The following is a 22,898-nucleotide window of genomic DNA, read 5'->3' as shown; positions in this document are numbered from 1 at the left end:
AATGTACGCCGACTAATGTTAACCCTCTGGAGCTGTTAGTGTCCTCATTGCCGGTCGCCGTCATTCTTCCTGAGCTTCTCGCTGCCTTACACCATGCCCCGCAGGTTTTGCTGAATGCCCCTACGGGCGCGGGCAAGTCCACCTGGCTGCCGCTGCAGATTCTGAAAGACGGAAACATCAGCGGGAAAATTATCCTGCTGGAGCCGCGCAGGCTGGCCGCGCGCAACGTGGCGCAGCGTCTGGCGGAGCTGCTGAATGAAAAACCGGGCGAAACGGTAGGTTACAGGATGCGTGCCGAGACCTGCGTTGGCCCGACCACGCGTCTTGAAGTGGTCACCGAGGGTATTCTCACCCGCATGCTGCAAAACGATCCGGAGCTGACCGGCGTCGGGCTGGTGATCCTCGATGAATTCCACGAGCGCAGCCTGCAGGCGGATCTGGCCCTCGCGCTGTTGCTGGACGTGCAGCAGGGGCTGCGCGACGATCTCCGGCTGCTTATTATGTCGGCCACGCTGGACAACGAGCGGCTACGACAGGCATTACCCGATGCGCCGGTCATCAGCTCAGAAGGGCGGGCGTTTCCGGTTGAACGCCGCTATCAGCCGCTTCCCTCCCACCAGCGTTTTGACGAGGCCGTCGCCATTGCCACCGCTGTGCTGCTGCGCCAGGAGCCTGGTTCCCTGCTGCTGTTTTTGCCGGGCGTCGGTGAAATTCAGCGCGTGCAGGAGCAGCTTTCTACCCGGGTAGGCGGCGACGTGCTGCTTTGCCCGCTCTACGGCGCGTTGTCGCTACAGGATCAGCGTAAAGCGATCCTTCCCGCGCCGGCGGGGCAGCGCAAGGTGGTGCTGGCAACCAACATTGCTGAAACCAGTTTGACCATTGAAGGTATTCGCCTGGTGGTGGATAGCGCGCAGGAGAGAGTGGCAAGCTTTGACCCGCGTACCGGGCTGACTAAACTCCTGACGCAGCGCATCAGCCAGGCGTCGATGGTGCAGCGCGCGGGCCGTGCGGGGCGTCTTGAGCCGGGCATCTGCCTGCATTTGACCAGCGCGGAGCAGGCTGAACGCGCTGCACAGCAAAGCACGCCGGAAATTTTACAAAGCGATTTGTCTGGTCTGGTGATGGACCTGCTCCAGTGGGGCTGTCCGAACCCTGAGCAGCTCACCTGGCTTAATCCACCTCCTGTCGTAAACCTCACCGCTGCGCGCACGTTGCTGACCCAGCTTGGCGCGCTGGAAGGCGAGCGTCTGACGGCGCGCGGCCAGAAAATGGCGGCGCTGGGCAACGATCCGCGTCTGGCCGCGATGCTGGTGGCCGCGCAAGGGGATGATGAAATTGCCACGGCGGCAAAACTGGCGGCTATTCTTGAGGAGCCGCCTCGCGGTGGCAGCAGCGATCTGGGGCAGGCGTTTTCGCGCAGCCAGGGTAACTGGCAGCAGCGGGCGCAGCAGCTGGGTAAACGCCTGAATAGCCGGGGAGGAGCGCCTGACAGCGACAAGATTGCCTTCCTGCTGGCCCAGGCTTTCCCGGACAGGATTGCGCGTCGGCGCGGGCTGGACGGTCGCTACCAGCTGGCAAACGGCATGGGGGCGATGCTGGACAGCGATGATGCGCTGACGCGTCACGAATGGCTGATCGCCCCGCTGTTGCTGCAGGGCAGCCATTCTCCGGATGCGCGTATCCTGCAGGCGATAGCCGTAGAGATTGACGCCCTGACGCGTGCCTGTCCGCAGCTGCTTCAGCAATCTGATACCGTGGAATGGGATGACGCCCAGGGCACGCTGAAGGCCTTTCGTCGCAGCCAGATTGGCAAGTTGACGCTTGGGACGAAGCCGCTGGCGAAGCCGTCGGAAGACGAGCTTCATCAGGCGATGCTGAACGGAATTCGGGAAAAAGGGCTGAGCGCCCTGAACTGGACGCCGGAAGCGGAGCAGTACCGCATTCGTCTGCACTGCGCCGCGAAGTGGCTACCGGAATATAGTTGGCCTGCGGTGGATGACGAGACGCTGCTCGCTACGCTTGAGCGCTGGCTACTGCCGCAAATGAGCGGCGTACACTCTCTGCGAGCCCTTAAGGCGCTTGATGTTAAGACCGCGTTACAGAATTTACTGGACTGGTCATTACGTCAACGTCTGGATAGTGAACTGCCAGGGCATTACACTGTGCCGACCGGAAGCCGGATTGCCATCCGTTATCATGAGGATAATCCGCCGGCGCTGGCGGTTCGGATGCAGGAGATGTTTGGTGAAGCCACCACGCCGTCCATTGCGGAAGGGCGTGTGCCGTTAGTGCTTGAGCTGCTGTCGCCTGCGCATCGTCCATTACAAATCACCCGAGATTTGGGAGCGTTCTGGGCGGGAAGCTACCGTGAAGTGCAAAAAGAGATGAAGGGGCGATATCCCAAACATGTCTGGCCGGACGATCCGGCGAATACGGCGCCGACGCGGCGAACGAAGAAATATTCGTAGGTTAGGTGAAAGAGGGAGTGCGGCCTGATGCCCTCACCCCGGCCCTCTCCCACACGGAGAGGGAGAAAACACTAAAGACTTTCCTGACAGGAAAGTCTTGCTGTTTATTTTGAGAGATTTCTTCTTTCACAGGCCTGTGAAAGAAAAGAAAATCTGGCCTTTGCGCCTGAAAGTTGCGGAGAAAAAGCATGGCGGGGAATGACCGCGAGCCAATAGGACGTAAGGGAAAACCAGCGCGTCCGGCGAAAGAAAAGGTAAGCCGTCGTCGCCTCAGAGATGAGGACTATGACGATGACTATGAAGACGATTATGAGGATGAAGAACCGATGCCGCGTAATGGAAAAGGCAAAGGGCGTAAGCCTCGGGGCAAGCGCGGCTGGTTCTGGCTGCTGCTGAAGCTGTTTATTGTTTTTGTTGTCCTGATGGCAATTTACGGCGTGTATCTGGATCAGAAGATCCGCAGCCGTATCGACGGAAAAGTCTGGCAGCTCCCTGCGGCAGTGTATGGCCGTATGGTGAACCTTGAGCCAGATATGTCCATCACCAAAAACGAGATGGTTAAACTGCTGGAAGCCACCCAGTATCGTCAGGTGTCAAAAATGACGCGGCCTGGCGAATTTACCGTGCAGTCCAACAGCATTGAGATGATCCGTCGTCCGTTTGATTTCCCGGACAGCAAAGAGGGGCAGGTGCGCGCGCGTCTGACCTTTGACGGCGATCGTCTGGACACCATCGAGAACATGGATAACAACCGTCAGTTCGGTTTCTTCCGTCTCGATCCTCGTCTGATCACCATGCTTTCGTCAGCAAACGGCGAGCAGCGCCTGTTCGTGGCGCGTAATGGCTTCCCGGATCTGCTGGTCGATACCCTGCTGGCAACCGAAGACCGTCACTTCTACGAGCACGATGGCATCAGCCTCTACTCGATTGGCCGTGCGGTACTGGCTAACCTGACTGCCGGTCGCACCGTGCAGGGAGCGAGTACGCTGACCCAGCAGCTGGTGAAAAACCTGTTCCTCTCCAGCGAACGCTCTTACTGGCGTAAAGCGAACGAAGCCTACATGGCCGTGCTGATGGATGCGCGCTACAGCAAGGATCGTATCCTTGAGCTGTACATGAACGAGGTGTACCTCGGTCAGAGCGGCGATAACGAAATCCGCGGCTTCCCGCTGGCGAGCCTGTATTACTTTGGCCGTCCGGTGGAAGAGCTGAGCCTGGACCAGCAGGCGCTGCTGGTGGGCATGGTGAAAGGGGCGTCCATTTATAACCCGTGGCGTAACCCGAAACTGGCGCTGGAGCGTCGTAACCTCGTTCTGCGTCTGCTGCAACAGCAGCAGGTGATTGACCAGGAGCTGTACGACATGCTGAGCGCGCGTCCGCTCGGCGTTCAGCCGCGCGGCGGCGTGATTTCGCCTCAGCCTGCGTTTATGCAGCTGGTGCGTCAGGAGCTGCAAAGCAAGCTCGGCGATAAGGTCAAAGATCTCTCCGGCGTGAAGATCTTCACCACCTTTGACTCCGTGGCGCAGGATGCGGCCGAAAAGGCGGCTGTGGAAGGCATTCCGGCGCTGAAGAAACAGCGTAAGCTCTCCGATCTTGAAACCGCGATGGTGGTGGTTGACCGTAACACCGGCGAAGTGCGCGCGATGGTGGGCGGGGCCGAGCCGCAGTTTGCAGGCTACAACCGTGCGATGCAGGCGCGTCGCTCAATCGGCTCTCTGGCAAAACCGGCAACCTACCTCACAGCCCTGAGCCAGCCAAATCAGTATCGCCTGAATACCTGGATTGCGGATGCGCCGATCTCCCTGCGCCAGCCTAACGGCCAGGTCTGGTCACCGCAGAACGATGATAAACAGTTCAGCGGTCAGGTCATGCTGGTGGATGCGTTGACCCGTTCCATGAACGTGCCAACGGTGAACCTGGGCATGTCGCTGGGACTGCCGGCGATTGTCGATACCTGGCAAAAGCTGGGCGTGGCGAAAGATCAGCTGCATCCGGTGCCGGCGATGATCCTCGGCGCGCTTAACCTGACGCCGATCGAAGTGGCGCAGGCGTTCCAGACCATTGCCAGCGGGGGCAACCGCGCGCCGCTGTCTGCCCTGCGCTCAGTGATTGCCGAAGATGGTTCCGTGCTTTATCAGAGCTTCCCGCAGGCGGAGCGTGCCGTTCCCGCTCAGGCCGCCTATATGACGCTGTGGACGATGCAGCAGGTCGTGCAGCGCGGTACCGGCCGTCAGCTGGGCGCGAAGTATCCGGGTCTGCATCTGGCGGGTAAAACCGGGACCACCAACAACAACGTCGATACCTGGTTCGCCGGTATTGATGGCCGTGAAGTGGTGATCACCTGGGTAGGCCGCGACAACAACCAGCCGACCAAACTGTACGGGGCGAGCGGGGCGATGTCGATTTACCAGCGCTATCTGGCGAATCAGTCTCCTGTGCCGCTGAATCTGGTTGCGCCGGAAGATATCGTCGATATGGGCGTAGACAGCTCCGGTAACTTCGTCTGCGGCGGCGGAATGCGTACGCTGCCTGTCTGGACCGCAAACCCGGACTCGCTGTGCCAGCAAAGCCAGCCAGAACAGCCAACGGGTAACCCGTTCGACCAGTCTTCTCAGCCACAGCAGCAGCAACAGCCGCAGCAGCAGAATGAGAAGAAAGACAGCGACGGTGTCGCGGGCTGGATTAAAGACATGTTCGGCGGTAACTAACCTTTTAAAGCCCTCTTCCCTGGAAGGGGGCTTTTTTTACCCGTAAACCTCATTTCGTTAACCCTCGCTTTAACTCTGATTAACCCTTCGTTTTCTCTTGATGATTTCTTAAACCCTTAATTCTCATAGGGCCGCTTACTGCTTGCTATGCAACCAGCGTTTCGCATATTATTCTGGCGCTCATAATAATAATTCTCGTTTACGTTATCATTCACTTTCACATCAGAGATTCAACATGGCGCTTTCCAATACTGCTCAGCCAATGAACACGTCGCTGCGTAAGCTCGCGGTCGTCGTCGCCACAGCGGTTGCCGGCATGTCTGCTTATGCTCACGCGGCCGAAACCCCGAAAAAAGAAGAAACCATTACGGTAACCGCAGCACCTGCGGCACAGGAAAGTGCCTGGGGGCCTGCTGCGACCATCGCCGCACGGCAATCCGCGACCGGAACCAAAACGGATACCCCTATTCAAAAGGTTCCGCAGTCTATTTCGGTAGTCACTGCCGAAGAGATGGCGCTGCATCAGCCGCGCTCGGTGAAAGAAGCCCTGAGCTACACGCCGGGCGTTGCGGTAGGCACGCGCGGCGCGTCTAACACCTATGACTATTTGATCATCCGCGGCTTCGCGGCCGATGGTCAGACGCAGAATAACTACCTCGACGGCATGAAAATGCAGGGGAACTTCTATAACGACGCGGTGATTGATCCTTATATGCTGGAGCGCGCCGAGATCATGCGCGGTCCGGTTTCCGTTCTGTACGGCAAAAGCAGCCCGGGCGGTTTGCTGAACATGGTCAGTAAGCGCCCAACAACCGAGCCGCTGAAAGAGATCCAGTTCAAAGTCGGCACGGATAGCCTGTTCCAGACCGGGTTTGACTTTAGCGATGCGATCGACGACGACGGCGTTTACTCTTATCGCTTAACGGGCGTTGCGCGTTCTAATAACGCTCAGCAGGAGCGTGCGGAAGAGCAGCGTTACGCCATCGCGCCATCGTTCTCCTGGCGTCCGGATGATAAAACCACCTTCACGTTCCTCTCCTACTTCCAGAACGAGCCTGAAACGGGCTACTACGGCTGGCTGCCAAAAGAGGGAACGGTTGAGCCGCTGCCGAATGGCGATCGTCTGCCGACGAACTTCAACGAAGGCGCGAAGAACAATACCTATTCCCGTAACCAGAAAATGGTGGGATACAGCTTCGACCACGAGTTCAACGATACCTTTACCGTGCGTCAGAACCTGCGCTTTGCCGAGAACAAAACCTCGCAAAACAGCGTATACGGTTATGGCGTCTGTACCGATCCGGCAAACAGCGGCAACAAACAGTGTGCCGCGCTAGCGCCATCGGACAAAGGCCATTATCCGGCGCGTAAATACGTTGTCGATAACGAAAAGCTGCAGAACTTTACCGTTGATACCCAGCTGCAGAGCAAATTCTCAACCGGCGAGGTGGACCACGTCCTGCTGACCGGCGTTGACTTTATGCGCATGCGGAATGACATCAACTCCTGGTTCGGTTACGACGACTCTGTTCCGCTGCTGGATCTTTACAACCCGGTGAACAGCGATTTTGATTTCGGCTCAAAAGATCCCGCGACCTCCGGCCCATATCAGATCCTCAACCGTCAGAAACAGACGGGGCTGTACGTTCAGGATCAGGCGCAGTGGGATAAAGTGCTGGTAACCCTGGGCGGCCGTTATGACTGGGCCGATCAGGAATCCTACAACCGCGTGACGAACACCACCTCCAAACGTGATGATACCCAGTTCACCTGGCGCGGTGGCGTTAACTATCTGTTTGATAACGGCGTAACTCCGTACTTTAGCTACAGCGAATCGTTTGAACCGGCTTCGCAGACCGATGCCCAGGGCAAGCTGTTCTCGCCGTCTAAAGGCAAACAGTACGAAGCGGGCGTGAAATACGTGCCGAACGATCGTCCGATCGTCGTCACCGGTGCGTTGTACCAGCTGACCAAAACCAACAACCTGATGGCGGACCCGGCGGGCTCCTTCTTCTCGGTTCAGGGCGGTGAAATCCGCGCGCGTGGCGTAGAACTGGAAGCGAAAGCGGCCCTGTCTGCAAGCGTCAACCTGGTGGGTTCTTATACCTACACCGATGCGGAATACACCACGGACACCACCTACAAAGGCAACACGCCTGCTCAGGTGCCAAAACACATGGCATCGTTGTGGGGTGATTACACCCTGTTTGACGGTGCGCTGTCGGGTCTGACGCTGGGTACCGGCGTGCGTTACACGGGCTCAAGCTATGGCGATCCGGCGAACTCCTTCAAGGTGGGCAGCTATACCGTAGTCGATGCGCTGGTCAGATACGATCTGGCACGCGTTGGCATGGCGGGCTCAAACGTGGCGCTGCACGTGAACAACCTGTTCGATCGCGAGTACGTTGCCAGCTGCTTCAATACCTACGGCTGCTTCTGGGGTGCTGAACGTCAGGTTGTTGCCACCGCGACCTTCCGCTTCTAATCTCTCTTCGGGCACGGTTCGCCGTGCCCTTTTTATTTAAGTTGGCTGATATGCAGGATATTCAAACGCAACCCGACACCACCTTTACGCTCAACCATCTCTCATTTCGCGTACCCGGGCGCACGCTGCTGCATCCGCTCTCTCTGACGTTTCCGGCCGGTAAAGTGACGGGCCTGATTGGTCACAACGGTTCCGGTAAATCCACGCTGCTCAAAATGCTGGGGCGCCATCAGCCGCCTTCAGAAGGCGATATTCTGCTGGATGACCAACCGCTGGAGAGCTGGAGCAGTAAAGCCTTTGCCCGCAAAGTGGCCTATCTGCCGCAGCAGCTGCCGCAGGCGGAAGGGATGACGGTGCGTGAGCTGGTGGCGATTGGGCGGTATCCGTGGCACGGTGCGCTTGGGCGCTTCGGCGTCGCCGACCGAGAGAAGGTGGAAGAGGCGATTGCGCTGGTCGGGCTAAAACCGCTGGCGCACCGTCTGGTGGATAGCCTGTCCGGCGGCGAACGTCAGCGCGCGTGGATCGCGATGCTGGTGGCGCAGGACAGCCGCTGCCTGCTGCTGGATGAACCGACCTCTGCGCTGGATATCGCCCATCAGGTCGACGTCCTGGCGCTGGTGCATCGCCTGAGCCAGCAGCGTGGCCTGACGGTCATCGCGGTTCTGCACGATATCAACATGGCCGCGCGCTATTGTGACTACCTCGTCGCGCTGCGCGGGGGCGAGATGATTGCCCAGGGGACACCGGCAGAGCTGATGCGCAGCGAAACGCTGGAACATATTTACGGTATTCCGATGGGTATTCTGCCTCACCCGGCCGGGGCTGCACCGGTGAGCTTTGTCTACTGATGCTGAATAACACACGCATTAGCCGCCGTCGCCTGCTGACGGCGATGGCGCTCTCGCCGCTGCTGTTAAAAATGAATACGGCGCGTGCCGCCGCCGTCGATCCGCACCGTATTGTGGCTCTGGAGTGGCTGCCGGTCGAACTGATGATGGCGCTCGGCGTCACGCCCTATGGCGTGGCGGACATTCCTAACTATAACCTCTGGGTGAACGAGCCAAAGCTGCCGGACTCGGTGATCGACGTCGGCCTGCGTACGGAGCCAAACCTTGAGCTGCTCACCCAGATGAAACCCTCGTTCCTGTTCTGGTCCGCGGGCTACGGCCCGTCAGAGGAGACCATGGCGCGCATTGCGCCGGGACGTGGATTTGCTTTCAGCGACGGTAAAAAACCGCTGGCCGTGGCGAAAAACTCGATTAACGAGATGGCGCATTTCCTCAACCGCGAAGCGGAGGCCAAAAAGCATCTCGACGAATTTGATGCCCTGATAGACTCCCTGAAGCCGCGCTTTGCTCACCGGGGCGATCGTCCGCTGCTGATGGTGACGCTGCTGGATGCCCGCCATATGCTGGTCTTCGGTAAAAACTGTCTTTTCCAGGAGGTGCTGGACAGCTTCGGCATTCGCAACGCCTGGGAAGGGGAGATGACCTTCTGGGGCAGTACCGCCGTGGGTATCGACCGCCTGGCGGCGTTTCGCGATGTGGACGTGCTCTGTTTCGACCACGGTAATGAACGCGACATGCAAACCCTGATGGCGACCCCGCTCTGGCAGGCGATGCCGTTTGTACGCGAGAAGCGCTTCCAGCGCGCCCCGGCTGTCTGGTTCTACGGCGCGACGCTGTCGGCCATGCATTTTGCCCGCGTGCTGGATAACGCCCTGGGAGGTAAAGCATGAGTACGCGTATCGCCCGCTTCCCGGCGCTGCTGTTATCCCTGCTTTTTCTGGTTGCGCTGGTATTAACCGGCTTCAATCTCTCCGCGGCCTTACCGCGCGCGCAGTGGGGGGCCGCTCTGGCCTCGCCGGATATCGACAATATTCAGCAGATGCTGTTCCACTACAGCCTGCTGCCGCGTCTGGCGATCTCCCTTTTGGTCGGGGCCGGCTTAGGGCTGGTGGGCGTGCTGTTCCAGCAGGTTTTACGTAACCCGCTGGCAGAGCCAACCACGCTCGGCGTCGCGACCGGCGCGCAGCTTGGGATCACCATCACCACGCTGTGGGCGCTGCCGGGAGCGTTAACCTCGCAGTTTGCGGCACTCGCGGGGGCGTGCGTGGTGGGCGCGCTGGTCTTTGGCGTGGCCTGGGGCAAGCGCCTTTCTCCTGTGACGCTTATTCTGGCCGGGCTGGTGGTGAGCCTGTACTGCGGGGCGATTAACCAGCTGCTGGTGCTGTTCCATCACGATCGGCTGCAAAGCATGTTCCTGTGGAGTACCGGCACGCTCACCCAGACCGACTGGAGCGTTGTAGAGCACCTCTGGCCGCAGCTGGCTGGCGGCGTCGTGCTGACGCTGCTGCTCCTGCGCCCTCTGACGCTCATGGGGCTGGATGATGGCGTGGCGCGTAACCTGGGGCTGGCGCTGTCGCTGGCTCGTCTGGCGGCGCTGACGCTGGCGATTGTATTGAGTGCCCTGCTGGTCAACGCGGTTGGCATCATCGGGTTTATCGGCCTGTTTGCGCCGCTGCTGGCGAAAATGCTCGGGGCGCGTCGCCTGCTGGCGCGTCTGATGCTGGCGCCGCTGATTGGAGCGCTGATCCTCTGGCTTTCCGATCAGCTTATTCTCTGGCTGGCGCAGGTCTGGAGGGAAGTGTCCACCGGCTCTGTGACCGCGCTTATCGGGGCGCCGCTGCTGCTGTGGCTGCTGCCGCGCCTGCGCAGCATGAGCGCACCGGCGATGGACGCCGGCGATAAAGTCTACGCTGAACGTCAGTCGGTGCTGTGGTTTAGCCTTGCCGGTCTGGCGGTGCTGATTATCGCCTCGTTCGCGGCGCTCTCATTCGGACGCGATGCCATGGGCTGGCACTGGGCAACGGGTGATTTACTCAATGAACTGGTGCAGTGGCGCTGGCCGCGTATCTTCGCTGCGCTGATCGCAGGGGTGATGCTGGCAGTGGCGGGGTGCATTATTCAGCGTCTGACCGGCAACCCGATGGCAAGCCCTGAAGTGCTCGGGATCAGCTCTGGCGCCGCCTTTGGCGTGGTGCTGATGCTGTTCTTTGTGCCGGGGAATGCGTTTGGCTGGCTGATGCCAGCCGGCAGTATCGGTGCGGCAGTCACGCTGATGATTATCCTGATTGCCGCCGGTCGCGGCGGATTTTCGCCGCACCGCATGCTGCTGGCCGGGATGGCGCTCAGCACCGCATTTACCATGCTGCTGATGATGCTGCAGGCCAGCGGCGATCCGCGTATGGCGAAGATCCTGACCTGGATTTCCGGCTCAACCTACAACGCCACCGGCAGCCAGGTGGTCTGGTCCGGGATCGCGATGCTCGTGCTGCTGGCGATGGTGCCGCTGTGCCGCCGCTGGATGACCATTCTACCGCTCGGCGGCGAAACCGCGCGCGCGGTGGGAATGGCGCTGACGCCAGCGCGCGTGGCCCTGCTGCTGCTGGCGGCGTGCCTGACGGCTGTGGCAACCCTGACGATTGGACCGCTGAGTTTTGTCGGATTAATGGCGCCGCACATTGCCAGAATGATGGGATTCCGGCGGACGATGCCGCATATCGTCATGTCGGCCCTGACGGGCGGGGTGATGCTGGTGTTCGCGGACTGGTGCGGAAGAATGGTGCTGTTCCCGTATCAGATCCCGGCGGGTCTGCTGTCGACCTTTATCGGTGCGCCGTACTTTATTTATCTGTTGAGAAAGCAGAGTCGGTAGTCAGGTGCGGCCTGTTGCCCTCACCCCGACCCTCTCCCACGGGGAGAGGGAGAACATCGTAGGCCGGGTAAGCGTTAGCGCCACCCGGCAATGCCCTTAGAGCTTCGCAAACACCTTGCGCGCCGCGTCGATGGTGTTGTTGATATCATCTTCGCTGTGCGCCACGGACATAAAGCCCGCTTCGAACGCGGACGGCGCCAGGTACACGCCTTCTTCCAGCATCAGGTGGAAGAAGCGCTTGAAGCGTTCAACGTCGCACTTCACCACGTCCTGATAGCAGGTCACGGTTTTCGCATCGGTGAAGAAAATCCCGAACATGCCGCCCACGTGGTTAACCACCAGAGGGATAGCGGCCTCTTCTGCGGCCTCCAGCAGACCGTTTGCCAGCTGCGTGGTCAGGTCGGTCAGGGTTTCGTGAATGCCCGGCTGAGCCACTTCGGTCAGGCAGGCAAAGCCCGCCGCCATGGCGATAGGGTTACCGGAAAGCGTGCCCGCCTGGTAAACCGGGCCGGTTGGCGCCAGGGCTTCCATCACGTCTTTGCGTCCACCGAATGCGCCGACCGGCATGCCGCCGCCGATGATTTTGCCGAGGCAGGTCAGGTCCGGCACGACGTCGTAGTAAGACTGGGCACCCGCCAGCGCCACGCGGAAGCCGGTCATGACTTCATCGATGATCAGCAGCGCGCCGAATTCGTCGCACAGGGCGCGCAGGCCCGGCAGGAACTCAGGCTGCGGTGGGATGCAGTTCATGTTGCCGGCAACCGGCTCAACGATGATGCAGGCGATTTCCTGCGGATACTGCTCGAACGCCGCGCGAACGGTAGCAAGATCGTTGTAGGTGCAGGTCAGGGTGTGCTTCGCGAAATCTGCCGGTACGCCAGGCGAGTTCGGCTGGCCGAGCGTCAGCGCGCCGGAACCGGCCTTCACCAGCAGACAGTCGGCGTGACCGTGGTAACAGCCTTCAAACTTGATGATTTTATCGCGGCCGGTAAAACCGCGCGCCAGGCGGATGGCGCTCATGGTGGCTTCGGTACCGGAGTTCACCATACGCACCATGTCCATGGTAGGCACCAGTTCGGTCACCAGCTCCGCCATTTTCACTTCCATTTCGGTTGGCGCACCGAAGCTCAGGCCGCGCTGGGCGGCTTCAATTACCGCGTTACGAATGGCCGGGTGGTTGTGCCCCAGCACCATCGGTCCCCAGGAACCCACATAATCGATATAGGCTTTGCCATCGACATCATACAGATACGCGCCGTCAGCACGTTCGATAAACAGCGGCGTACCGCCCACGCCGGTGAAGGCGCGCACAGGTGAGTTCACGCCACCCGGAATAAGCTCGCGGGCTGCACTGTAGAGGTTTTCAGACTTGCTCATGGCGTCGTTCCTGGTTCGAATAAAATGGTTAAGCCCACTATTCTATGTGATTCGGGGAAGGTTATGAAATTTTTAGCCGGGCAATGCTTTAAGATTTGTTAAGTAATTTTCAGGAGACGGTAGGGCCGTCTCTGGTAAAATCCTCGCGGCTTTTTGTGTGACAAATAAGAACAGGACATGAAATCAGATTCTCCGTCTTTTGAAGAACAACAGTTTACGCGCGCCCAGCACCGAATCAGCATTCGGCGGCTGCTCAATCGCGATAAAACGCCGCTGGCGATCCTGCTGGCCGCTGCCGTGGTGGGCACTCTCGCGGGCCTGGTTGGCGTAGCGTTTGAAAAAGCGGTTAATGCCGTACTCAACTGGCGAGTGGGCACCGTGGCCGGTTTCGCCGACAGCGAATGGCTGGTCTGGGTGTGGGCATTCGGGCTGTCCGCGCTGTTTGCCATGGTGGGGTATTTTCTGGTGCGTAAATTCGCGCCGGAAGCGGGGGGATCGGGCATCCCTGAAATTGAAGGCGCGCTTGAGGAGCTGCGTCCGGTGCGCTGGTGGCGGGTGATTCCGGTTAAGTTCATCGGCGGCATGGGGACTCTGGGCGCGGGAATGGTGCTTGGACGGGAAGGACCCACGGTACAGCTGGGGGGAAACGTCGGCCGCATGGTGGGCGATCTGTTTCGGATGCGAAGCGCCGAAGCGCGCCATACGCTGCTGGCAACCGGCGCGGCGGCGGGGCTTTCCGCCGCGTTTAACGCGCCGCTGGCAGGCATTTTGTTCATTATCGAAGAGATGCGCGCGCAGTTCCGCTACAACCTGATCTCAATTAAAGCGGTATTCACCGGCGTCATTATGTCGAGCATCGTGTTTCGCATCTTTAATGGCGAGGGCGCGGTCATTGAGGTGGGTAAACTGACCAACGCGCCGGTCAACACCCTGTGGCTTTACCTGATCCTCGGCATGATTTTTGGCGTGGTGGGGCCGCTGTTTAACACCTTTATCCTGCGCGCTCAGGATATGTTCCAGCGCATTCACGGCGGGAACACCACGAAATGGGTGCTGATGGGCGGTCTGCTGGGCGGAATGTGTGGCGTACTCGGGTTTATCGAGCCGAATGCCGCAGGCGGCGGGTTCGGGCTGATTCCCATTGCGGCGGCGGGGAATTTCAGCGTGGGTCTGCTGCTGTTTATGTTTATCTCCCGGGTTATCACGACGGTACTGTGCTTCTCTTCCGGCGCGCCCGGGGGGATTTTTGCCCCGATGCTGGCGCTGGGTACGCTGCTCGGCACCGCGTTTGGTATGGCGGCTGAAGTGGGCTTTCCCGCCTATCATCTTGAAGCCGGGACCTTTGCGGTGGCCGGAATGGGGGCGCTGCTGGCCGCGTCCCTGCGCGCGCCCTTGACCGGGATCGTACTGGTGCTGGAGATGACGGACAATTACCAGCTCATTTTGCCAATGATCATTACCTGTCTCGGCGCGACACTATTAGCCCAGTTCCTGGGTGGAAAACCGCTATACTCCACCATCCTCGCGCGTACCCTGGCGAAACAAGAGGCTGAACGGGCCGCCACGCAGAATACTTGAATGAATTACCAGGGTATTAGATAATGAGACAAAGAATTGGGTGAATTTTACCCAATGGCAGTATTCATGGGAGCATAAGATGAGTGATGACGTAGTAGCTGTACCGCTCGAATTTACCGAAGCAGCAGCCAACAAAGTGAAAGTCCTGATTGCCGACGAAGACAATCCGGATCTGAAACTGCGTGTTTATATTACCGGTGGCGGCTGCAGCGGCTTCCAGTATGGTTTTACCTTTGACGATCAGGTTAACGATGGCGATATGACTATCGAGAAACAGGGCGTCGCGCTGGTGGTTGACCCGATGAGCCTGCAATATCTGGTGGGTGGCTCGGTGGATTACACCGAGGGTCTGGAAGGTTCGCGCTTTGTGGTCACGAACCCGAATGCGACAAGCACCTGCGGGTGTGGATCTTCGTTCAGCATCTAAAAGAGTGCGGGCTGATGCCGTTACTCCGTCCCTCTCCCACAGGGAGAGGGAGAAAAGACTAAAAACGGTAACCTTGCGGTTACCGTTTTGCTTTTACCTGCCATTATCATCCAGCGCAAACGTCGGCAGCTTAAGGTGCCAGCGTATCGCCGCTAAGCGTATCACCAGCGTCACGAGCATCCCCAGCATCGCGGCATTTTCCAGCGGGAGGGCAAAGGTGTAGTACGCGGTAGCGTGAACAATCCCGCCCACAATGCAGGCCGTCGCGTAAATTTCAGTACGCAGGATCATCGGCACTTCACGCGCCAGAATGTCGCGTATGATCCCACCGCCCACGCCGGTTAATACGCCCATGCAGATTGCCACCATCGGGCCGGTACCGGCATTAAACGCCTTATTGACGCCAATACCGACAAACACGGCCAGACCCACGGCATCCAGTACCGGCAATATCCACTTGGGTAAGCGGCGGGGCTGGCGAACCAGCACAATGGTCAACAGGCAGGTGACCATCGCGACCACCAGATCGGTAGGATCTTTCACCCAAAACACCGGGCCATTTGCCAGCGCCATATCGCGGATAGTCCCACCGCCGACGGCGGTCACGACGCCCAGCACCAGCACGCCAAACGGATCCATGCGTAGTTTTCCGGCGAGCAGAACGCCGGAGATAGCAAAAACGGCTGTGCCAAGAATATCCAGCCAATAAACGAGCATCGTTAAATCCTCGAAAAGGGTCTTATGTTAGTGACTCTCTGCCAGCGCGGCACAGAGCTGTTTTGCGGCGAGGATAATACGCGGGCTGGCGCGTTCAAACCAGTCGCTGTTGAGCGGGATCACCGGAATTTTTAGCTGCTTTTGCCAGAATTGTTCAATTTTAGGAATCTCGCTCGCATTTCCGACCACGACGATGGCCTGCGGCTGGCGCGCCAGCACCTGTTCGCGGCTCACCTGAGGCCACGGTACCCGGCTGGCAGCAAAGATATTTTCACCGCCGCAGACTTCCAGCACCTGGTTCTGAATCGACCCTTTTCCGGTGGTGAACAGCGGCTGGCTGCCAAACTGCAGGAAGATGCGCTTTTTAACAGGGGTATCGTATCGGGATTTCAGCGCGGCATAGTCGCTCAGCATCTGTTTCGCCGCAGACTCGGCTTTTTTGGGCGTAGGGCTGTAGGGTGCCAGGGCGCGTAGCGCCTGAGCGACCTGCTCAATGCTGACGGCATCAATCCACATGACCTTTATGCCAAGCGAGGTGAGCTGGTTGACCTGCCGCTCGGCGTTGCCGCCGCGCCAGGCCAGCACGAGATCCGGTTTAAGCGCCACGATGCGCTCAAGGTTCATCCCCTGCCAGGTTGCCACCTGTTCAATACCCGCGGCTTGCGGTGGGTAATCCGAAAAGCTACTCACGCCAACGGGCGTGATTCCGGCGGCAAACGCCAGTTCCGTATTTGCGGGAGAGAGGGTAATCACGCGCGGTAACGCATAGAGCCACAGCGGTGCGAGAAGAAGCAGGGCGGCCAGCGCCCTGACAGTATGTTTAGCCACGTGCCAGATTCTGCACCAGGCGCTCCACCATCACGGTGGACTGTTTTGCCGCAACGGTCAGGAACTCGTCGAAGCTGATGTGGGACTGCTGGTCTGCCACGTCAGAGATGGCGCGAACCACCACGAAGGGTACGCTGAAGTTATGGCAAACGTGAGCGATCGCGGTCGCTTCCATCTCAACGGCAACCGCCTGAGGGAAGTTATGACGGATTTTCGCCAGCCCAACGGAGCCGTTGATAAAGGCATCACCGCTGACAATCAGACCGCGTACCGCGTTGAGGTTGAGTTCTGCGATGCAGGTCTCTGCCGCCGCAATCAGTTTGTCGTCAGCTTTAAAACCAGCAGGGCAGCCCGGGAGCTGGCCGTACTCGTAACCGAACGCGGTGACGTCGGCATCGTGGTAACGCGCTTCGTCGGAAACAACGATATCGCCCACTTTCAGCGTCGGCGCCAGGCCACCCGCAGAGCCGGTATTCACGATCACGTCCGGCTTGCAGCGCTCAAGCAGCAGGGTTGCACCCAGCGCAGCAGCCACTTTACCGATGCCTGATTTCAGCAGAGCCACGTCAACGCCGTTCAGCTGGCCGGTATAGATCTCACAACCTCCCAGAGAGAGGGTCTGACGGTTCTCAATTTTGTCACGCAGCAGCGTAACTTCTTCTTCCATTGCACCAATAATGCCGATTTTCATAGATTTACTCGCGATGTGCCTTGTTAAGATGCATAGTCTATCATGCGGTTAAGGGGAAACGCATTCTCACGCGGGGGAGCACATGTCACCAATCGATTTTCGCACCAAAATAAACTGGCACCGACGTTTCCGTTCGCCGCAGGGCGACAAGAGCGAACATGAGATCCTGCGTATCTTCGAAAGCGATCGCGGGCGGATCGTTAACTCGCCTGCCATCCGCCGTCTGCAGCAAAAAACTCAGGTGTTCCCGCTGGAGCGTAACGCCGCGGTGCGCACGCGCTTAACCCACTCGATGGAAGTGCAGCAGGTCGGGCGCTATATTGCCAAAGAGATTTTGAGCCGTCTCAAAGAGCAGCGTTTACTGGAAACCTATGGTCTGGACGAGCTGACGGGGCCCTTCGAGAGCATCGTTGAGATGGCCTGCCTGATGCATGACATCGGCAACCCGCCTTTCGGCCACTTTGGTGAGGCGGCTATCAATGACTGGTTTAAGCAGCGGCTTTATCCTTCGGATGCGGTAAGCCAGCCCCTCAGCGATGACCGCTGCATCGTACGCGATTTACGCCTGCGTGAAGGTGAAGAGGGGCTGAACGATCTGCGCCGCAAAGTGCGCCAGGATTTGTGTCACTTCGAGGGCAACGCGCAGGGGATCCGGCTGGTCCATTCCCTGATGCGCATGAACCTGACCTGGGCACAGGTCGGCTGCATTCTGAAATATACGCGTCCCGCGTGGTGGATGGGGGATACGCCCCCGTCCCACAGCTATTTAATGAAAAAACCGGGCTATTACCTTTCCGAAGAGGCCTATATTGAACGGTTACGTAAAGAACTTTCATTGACGCCAAACGGCCGCTTTCCATTGACGTGGATTATGGAAGCCGCCGATGATATTTCCTATTGCGTGGCCGATCTGGAAGATGCCGTGGAGAAAAGAATCTTCAGCGTCGAGGAGCTTTATCAACATCTTTATGCGTCCTGGGGTACCCATGAAAAAGGTTCGCTGTTTGCGCAGGTTGTCGAAAATGCCTGGGAAAAATCGCGCTCAAATACATTAAGCCGCAGTACGGAAGACCAGTTCTTTATGTATTTGCGGGTCAATACATTAAATAAGCTGGTGCCGTATGCGGCGTCGCGTTTTATTGATAATTTGCCGCTCATTTTCAGCGGGGAATTCAACCACGCGCTGCTGGAAGATGACAGCAGTTTCAGTCAACTCCTTGAGCTTTATAAACATGTGGCGATGCGGCATGTATTCAGCCATCCGGATGTCGAGCAGCTAGAGCTGCAGGGCTATCGGGTAATCAGTGGGTTAATGGAAATTTATTCCCCGTTGCTTCAGCTGTCGGTCGATGAATTCAGCGAACTGGTGGAACACGAGCGCGTGCGCAGAATACCCATCGAATCGCGGCTTTATCAGAAACTTTCTACCCGGCATCGTCTGGCGTATGTCGAAGCGATTGGTAAGCTGGAACGCAACTCTCCCCAATGGCCGGTGATGGAATATTATTATCGCTGCCGTCTTATCCAGGACTATATCAGCGGCATGACGGATTTGTATGCCTGGGATGAATACCGCAAGCTCATGGCGGTGGAATAATTCCGGAGTTTTGTAAAGACGGCCAATAAATTTTTACCTTTCCCATAAACTTATCGCCGGAACTAAGCGGTATAAAATGAATCTGAGTTACACAGCAATTTTGCGTTACCTGTAAATCGAGATTGAGAAACATGAAAAAAACCACATTAGCAATGAGTGCACTGGCTCTGAGTTTAGGTTTAGCGCTGTCTCCTCTGACTGCTACTGCAGCCGAGACCGCGTCGTCGGCAGCAACCGCGCAGCAGATGCCAAGCCTGGCACCGATGCTCGAAAAAGTGATGCCATCGGTGGTGAGTATTAACGTTGAGGGCAGCACCACCGTCAATACGCCGCGTATGCCGCGTAACTTCCAGCAGTTCTTCGGCGACAACTCGCCGTTCTGCCAGGACGGTTCGCCATTCCAGAGCTCTCCGTTCTGTCAGGGCGGCGGTGCCGGGGATGACAGCCAGGGCGGCGGCCAGCAGCAGAAATTCATGGCGCTTGGCTCGGGGGTAATTATTGATGCGGCGAAAGGCTACGTCGTCACTAACAACCACGTTGTCGATAACGCGAACAGCATTAAGGTTCAGCTGAGCGATGGCCGTAAGTTCGACGCCAAAGTAGTGGGTAAAGACCCGCGCTCCGACATTGCGCTGATCCAGATTCAGGATCCGAAAAACCTGACGGCGATTAAAATTGCCGACTCCGATGCGCTGCGCGTGGGCGACTATACCGTGGCGATCGGTAACCCGTTCGGTCTGGGTGAAACCGTGACATCCGGTATCGTCTCAGCGCTGGGCCGTAGCGGCCTCAACGCTGAGAACTACGAAAACTTCATCCAGACGGATGCGGCGATCAACCGCGGTAACTCCGGCGGTGCGCTGGTGAACCTGAACGGTGAGCTGATCGGTATCAACACCGCTATCCTGGCACCGGACGGCGGCAACATCGGGATCGGTTTTGCTATCCCAAGTAACATGGTGAAAAACCTGACCGCGCAGATGGTGCAGTATGGCCAGGTGAAACGCGGCGAGCTGGGTATCCTCGGTACGGAGCTGAACTCCGAACTGGCTAAGGCGATGAAAGTTGACGCTCAGCGCGGGGCATTCGTCAGCCAGGTGATGCCGAATTCTTCTGCGGCGAAAGCGGGCATTAAAGCGGGGGATGTAATCACCTCCCTGAACGGTAAACCGATCAGCAGCTTTGCCGCCCTGCGTGCCGAAGTGGGCTCGATGCCGATTGGCAGTAAAGTGACCCTCGGCCTGCTGCGCGACGGTAAGCCGGTTAACGTGAGCCTGGAGCTGCAGCAGAGCAGCCAGAATCAGGTGGATTCCAGCACCATCTTCAGCGGTATTGAAGGTGCCGAGATGAGCAATAAAGGCGCAGACAAAGGCGTGGTGGTGAACAACGTGAAAGCGAATTCACCGGCAGCCCGTATCGGCCTGAAAAAAGGCGATGTGATCATGGGTGCTAACCAGCAGCCTGTGAAAAACATCGCTGAACTGCGCAAAATTCTCGACAGCAAGCCTTCCGTGCTGGCGCTGAATATCCAGCGTGGTGATACCTCTCTTTATCTGCTGATGCAGTAATCCTCTGAAGCCCCTGTTCGCGGGGGCTTTCTCGTTTCTGTGATTCTTGCCACAACTCCATACTTCTTCCTCTCTCTTTGTGCATTCGCACAATGCAGCCGTCGCTGAACTTCCCTATGCTTGAGCTCTGCTCACGGGAGGGTTACATGGCTGGCTGGCATCTTGATACCAAAATGGCGCAGGATATCGTGGCGCGCACCATGCGCATTATTGATACCAATATCAACGTAATGGATGCCCGCGGGCGCATTATTGGCAGCGGCGATCGCGAGCGTATTGGGGAATTGCACGAAGGTGCGCTGCTGGTGCTTTCTCAGGGGCGGGTCGTGGATATCGACGATGCGGTAGCGAAACACCTGCACGGCGTACGTCAGGGCATCAATTTACCGCTGCGTCTTGAAGGCGAAATTGTGGGGGTAATCGGCCTCACCGGCGAGCCCGAGTCACTGCGAAAATACGGTGAGCTGGTCTGTATGACGGCAGAGATGATGCTGGAGCAGTCGCGCCTGATGCACCTGCTCGCTCAGGACAGCCGCCTGCGTGAAGAGCTGGTAATGAACCTTATTCAGGCGGAAGAGCATACGCCTGCGCTCAGCGAATGGGCGCAGCGTCTGGGGATCGATTTAAACCAGCCGCGCGTGGTGGCGGTCATTGAGGTCGATAGCGGCCAGCTTGGCGTGGACAGCGCGATGGCCGAGCTGCAGCAGCTGCAAAATGCGCTGGCGACGCCGGAGCGCGATAACCTGGTGGCGATCGTTTCTCTGACGGAAATGGTGGTCCTCAAACCGGCGCTCAATGCGTTCGGCCGCTGGGATGCCGACGATCATCGTCGTCGCGTGGAGCAGCTGATCTCCCGGATGGAGGAGAACGGCCAGCTGCGTTTTCGCGTTGCGCTGGGCAACTACTTTACCGGGCCGGGCAGTATCGCCCGCTCCTGGCGTACCGCGCGCACCACCATGATGGTGGGCAAGCAGCGGATGCCGGAGAGCCGCAGCTATTTCTATCAGGATCTGATGCTGCCGGTGCTGCTCGACAGCCTGCGCGGGGGCTGGCAGGCCAATGAGCTGGCGCGGCCATTAGCGCGTCTGAAAGCCATGGACAACAATGGCCTGCTGCGCCGGACGCTGCAGGCGTGGTTCCGCCATAACGTGCAGCCGCTGGCGACCTCGAAGGCGCTGTTTATTCACCGCAATACGCTTGAGTATCGGTTAAACCGGATTTCAGAGCTGACGGGTCTGGATCTGGGAAACTTTGACGACAGGCTGCTGCTGTATGTGGCGCTGCAGCTGGACGAACAGAGATGACTGAGTGCGGTCTGGTGCCCTCACCCCATCCCTCTCCCACTGGGAGAGGGCGCAAACACTAAAAACGGCAATCAAAGATTGCCGTTTTGCTTTTATTTCCGCGTTAATTTCTCAAGATCCGCTTCAATCTCGCTGATCTTATTTGTTACAACGCTTTCAAGGTGACGCAGATCGTCAAGGATCTTACGCTTGAGATCGACTTCGGTGCGGTCGCGCTGGCAGATCTGATCGAGTTCATCGATCACATAGCGCAGGTTAGGGCTGATTTCCTGTACTTCTTTGTAGCCCTGTCCTACACCGTCAGCCACAACGGTCTTACGCTGGCGTGGATATTTAAACTTCACGCTTTTGGCGAAAAACTCTCCTTTGTCCTTGTGAAAATAGATTTTCAGAATATCGTTATTGGCTTCCTGACGGAGGCTGTAACGATCAATTTCATCAGGATTGGTAATGCCCAGACTTTTCAGATTATCGTACATAGCGGTACCCTTGATCTCAACATAACCTTTGAATAATTAACGAAAAAATCTATTTTCGCCACCCTCAGATATAAAAAAAGCGGGGTTGCCCCCGCTTTTTGTTATACCCGATTAATCGATGGTGCGCAGCAATTCGTTGATGCCCACTTTACCGCGCGTTTTCGCATCCACTTTCTTCACGATAACCGCACAGTACAGGCTGTATTTGCCATCTTTTGACGGCAGGTTGCCGGAAACCACCACGGAGCCCGCCGGAACGCGACCGTAGTGAACTTCACCGGTTTCACGGTCGTAAATACGGGTGCTCTGACCGATGTAAACGCCCATGGAGATCACGGAGCCTTCTTCAACGATCACGCCTTCAACCACTTCAGAACGCGCGCCGATGAAGCAGTTGTCTTCGATGATGGTCGGGTTAGCCTGCAGTGGCTCCAGAACACCACCGATGCCCACGCCGCCGGAAAGGTGAACGTTTTTACCGATTTGCGCGCAGGAACCGACGGTCGCCCAGGTATCAACCATGGTGCCTTCGTCAACGTAGGCACCGATGTTCACGTAGGATGGCATCAGCACGGTGTTGCGTGCGATAAACGCGCCCTGACGAACCGCCGCAGGCGGTACCACGCGGAAGCCTTCTTTCTGGAAACGCGCTTCGTCGTAGTCAGCGAATTTCATTGGCACTTTATCGAAGTAGCGGCTTTCTGCTCCGTCGATAACCTGGTTATCGTTGATACGGAAAGAGAGCAGCACGGCTTTCTTCAGCCATTGATGAGTGACCCACTGACCGTCGATTTTTTCTGCCACGCGCAGCGCGCCGGAATCCAGAAGGGAAATCACCTGGTTTACCGCTTCACGGGTCACGGTATCCACATTTGCCGGGGTAATCTCGGCGCGACGCTCAAAAGCGGACTCAATAACGTTCTGTAACTGCTGCATTGTTTACTCTTTCCATTT

The 22,898-nt window shown here is 58.0% G+C and carries 17 protein-coding genes; 11 read left to right on the top strand and 6 right to left on the bottom strand.

The features are described 5' to 3' along the window. Positions 1-38: 38 nt before the first annotated feature. From hrpB to fhuB, 6 genes are all read left to right on the top strand, one after another. The gene (gene hrpB, locus M2422_RS10695) at positions 39-2,468 is read left to right on the top strand and encodes an ATP-dependent helicase HrpB (RefSeq protein ID WP_064673249.1); all 2,430 of its coding nucleotides are present in this window, start codon (positions 39-41) and stop codon (positions 2,466-2,468) included. 188 nt (positions 2,469-2,656) lie between these two features. Continuing rightward, the gene (gene mrcB / locus M2422_RS10690; protein ID WP_064673250.1) at positions 2,657-5,176 is read left to right on the top strand and encodes a bifunctional glycosyl transferase/transpeptidase; all 2,520 of its coding nucleotides are present in this window, start codon (positions 2,657-2,659) and stop codon (positions 5,174-5,176) included. 235 nt (positions 5,177-5,411) lie between these two features. Next, on the top strand, positions 5,412-7,661 hold the full coding sequence (gene fhuA / locus M2422_RS10685; RefSeq protein WP_259140632.1) for a ferrichrome porin FhuA: 2,250 nt from the start codon (positions 5,412-5,414) through the stop codon (positions 7,659-7,661). Positions 7,662-7,711: 50 nt separating this feature from the next. Next, entirely contained in the window at positions 7,712-8,509 is a 798-nt protein-coding gene (gene fhuC / locus M2422_RS10680) for a Fe3+-hydroxamate ABC transporter ATP-binding protein FhuC (protein WP_033144663.1), read from the top strand. After that, positions 8,509-9,399 (top strand): Fe(3+)-hydroxamate ABC transporter substrate-binding protein FhuD, encoded by an 891-nt coding sequence (fhuD, locus tag M2422_RS10675; protein ID WP_033144664.1) that lies wholly within the window; start codon positions 8,509-8,511, stop codon positions 9,397-9,399. Before fhuC ends, fhuD begins: the two co-directional genes overlap by 1 nt. Then, positions 9,396-11,378 (top strand): Fe(3+)-hydroxamate ABC transporter permease FhuB, encoded by a 1,983-nt coding sequence (fhuB, locus tag M2422_RS10670; protein WP_064673251.1) that lies wholly within the window; start codon positions 9,396-9,398, stop codon positions 11,376-11,378. Before fhuD ends, fhuB begins: the two co-directional genes overlap by 4 nt. Before the next feature lie 96 nt (positions 11,379-11,474). On the opposite strand, the gene hemL is transcribed toward fhuB, so the two are convergent. Next, positions 11,475-12,755: a glutamate-1-semialdehyde 2,1-aminomutase gene (gene hemL / locus M2422_RS10665; RefSeq protein WP_064673252.1), complete on the bottom strand. Its 1,281-nt coding sequence runs from the start codon at positions 12,753-12,755 to the stop codon at positions 11,475-11,477. A 177-nt stretch (positions 12,756-12,932) separates the two neighbouring features. Between hemL and clcA the strand changes: the two genes are divergently transcribed. Further along, entirely contained in the window at positions 12,933-14,333 is a 1,401-nt protein-coding gene (gene clcA / locus M2422_RS10660) for a H(+)/Cl(-) exchange transporter ClcA (protein ID WP_039260615.1), read from the top strand. Positions 14,334-14,412: 79 nt separating this feature from the next. After that, entirely contained in the window at positions 14,413-14,760 is a 348-nt protein-coding gene (gene erpA / locus M2422_RS10655; RefSeq protein ID WP_023310446.1) for an iron-sulfur cluster insertion protein ErpA, read from the top strand. A 93-nt stretch (positions 14,761-14,853) separates the two neighbouring features. Here erpA and M2422_RS10650 read toward each other — a convergent pair whose 3' ends face one another. From M2422_RS10650 to mtnN, 3 genes are read right to left on the bottom strand one after another with little or no spacing between them, the layout of a single operon-like run. Further along, positions 14,854-15,477 (bottom strand): TRIC cation channel family protein, encoded by a 624-nt coding sequence (locus tag M2422_RS10650; RefSeq protein WP_059311937.1) that lies wholly within the window; start codon positions 15,475-15,477, stop codon positions 14,854-14,856. 27 nt (positions 15,478-15,504) lie between these two features. Next, on the bottom strand, positions 15,505-16,305 hold the full coding sequence (gene btuF, locus M2422_RS10645; RefSeq protein ID WP_058840558.1) for a vitamin B12 ABC transporter substrate-binding protein BtuF: 801 nt from the start codon (positions 16,303-16,305) through the stop codon (positions 15,505-15,507). Beyond that, positions 16,298-16,996 (bottom strand): 5'-methylthioadenosine/S-adenosylhomocysteine nucleosidase, encoded by a 699-nt coding sequence (gene mtnN, locus M2422_RS10640; RefSeq protein ID WP_014882620.1) that lies wholly within the window; start codon positions 16,994-16,996, stop codon positions 16,298-16,300. The genes btuF and mtnN overlap by 8 nt, the downstream gene beginning before the upstream one ends. Before the next feature lie 82 nt (positions 16,997-17,078). Between mtnN and dgt the strand changes: the two genes are divergently transcribed. The 3 genes from dgt to cdaR all read left to right on the top strand — a co-directional run bounded on the left by dgt (position 17,079) and on the right by cdaR (position 21,465). After that, positions 17,079-18,593, top strand: a complete 1,515-nt coding sequence (dgt, locus tag M2422_RS10635; RefSeq protein ID WP_064673253.1) for a dGTPase — start codon at positions 17,079-17,081, stop codon at positions 18,591-18,593. Between the two features lie 131 nt (positions 18,594-18,724). Then, positions 18,725-20,161, top strand: a complete 1,437-nt coding sequence (degP, locus tag M2422_RS10630) for a serine endoprotease DegP (RefSeq protein WP_024907518.1) — start codon at positions 18,725-18,727, stop codon at positions 20,159-20,161. Between the two features lie 146 nt (positions 20,162-20,307). Continuing rightward, positions 20,308-21,465: a DNA-binding transcriptional regulator CdaR gene (gene cdaR / locus M2422_RS10625; protein WP_023310452.1), complete on the top strand. Its 1,158-nt coding sequence runs from the start codon at positions 20,308-20,310 to the stop codon at positions 21,463-21,465. 92 nt (positions 21,466-21,557) lie between these two features. Here the strand turns inward: cdaR and M2422_RS10620 are convergent, their stop codons facing one another. Continuing rightward, the gene (locus M2422_RS10620) at positions 21,558-21,944 is read right to left on the bottom strand and encodes a DUF3461 family protein (protein WP_014168696.1); all 387 of its coding nucleotides are present in this window, start codon (positions 21,942-21,944) and stop codon (positions 21,558-21,560) included. A 111-nt stretch (positions 21,945-22,055) separates the two neighbouring features. Further along, positions 22,056-22,880, bottom strand: coding sequence for a 2,3,4,5-tetrahydropyridine-2,6-dicarboxylate N-succinyltransferase (dapD, locus tag M2422_RS10615; RefSeq protein ID WP_008501915.1), 825 nt, complete (start codon positions 22,878-22,880; stop codon positions 22,056-22,058). Between the last annotated feature and the right edge of the window lie 18 nt (positions 22,881-22,898).

The organism is Enterobacter sp. SLBN-59 (genome assembly GCF_024807915.1).
Taxonomy (GTDB): domain Bacteria; phylum Pseudomonadota; class Gammaproteobacteria; order Enterobacterales; family Enterobacteriaceae; genus Enterobacter; species Enterobacter asburiae_B.
The sequence above is the reverse complement of the archived record's forward strand: the minus strand, read 5'-3'. Positions and strand labels throughout refer to the sequence as shown.

Coding starts and splice junctions, on each gene's coding strand:
- fhuD (WP_033144664.1), top strand. CDS start 8,509: ATGCTGAATAACACACGCATTAGCCGCCGTCGCCTGCTGACGGCGATG.
- dgt (WP_064673253.1), top strand. CDS start 17,079: ATGTCACCAATCGATTTTCGCACCAAAATAAACTGGCACCGACGTTTC.
- erpA (WP_023310446.1), top strand. CDS start 14,413: ATGAGTGATGACGTAGTAGCTGTACCGCTCGAATTTACCGAAGCAGCA.
- mrcB (WP_064673250.1), top strand. CDS start 2,657: ATGGCGGGGAATGACCGCGAGCCAATAGGACGTAAGGGAAAACCAGCG.
- fhuA (WP_259140632.1), top strand. CDS start 5,412: ATGGCGCTTTCCAATACTGCTCAGCCAATGAACACGTCGCTGCGTAAG.
- hemL (WP_064673252.1), bottom strand. CDS start 12,755: ATGAGCAAGTCTGAAAACCTCTACAGTGCAGCCCGCGAGCTTATTCCG.
- fhuC (WP_033144663.1), top strand. CDS start 7,712: ATGCAGGATATTCAAACGCAACCCGACACCACCTTTACGCTCAACCAT.
- cdaR (WP_023310452.1), top strand. CDS start 20,308: ATGGCTGGCTGGCATCTTGATACCAAAATGGCGCAGGATATCGTGGCG.
- clcA (WP_039260615.1), top strand. CDS start 12,933: ATGAAATCAGATTCTCCGTCTTTTGAAGAACAACAGTTTACGCGCGCC.
- fhuB (WP_064673251.1), top strand. CDS start 9,396: ATGAGTACGCGTATCGCCCGCTTCCCGGCGCTGCTGTTATCCCTGCTT.
- degP (WP_024907518.1), top strand. CDS start 18,725: ATGAAAAAAACCACATTAGCAATGAGTGCACTGGCTCTGAGTTTAGGT.
- dapD (WP_008501915.1), bottom strand. CDS start 22,880: ATGCAGCAGTTACAGAACGTTATTGAGTCCGCTTTTGAGCGTCGCGCC.
- mtnN (WP_014882620.1), bottom strand. CDS start 16,996: ATGAAAATCGGCATTATTGGTGCAATGGAAGAAGAAGTTACGCTGCTG.
- M2422_RS10650 (WP_059311937.1), bottom strand. CDS start 15,477: ATGCTCGTTTATTGGCTGGATATTCTTGGCACAGCCGTTTTTGCTATC.
- M2422_RS10620 (WP_014168696.1), bottom strand. CDS start 21,944: ATGTACGATAATCTGAAAAGTCTGGGCATTACCAATCCTGATGAAATT.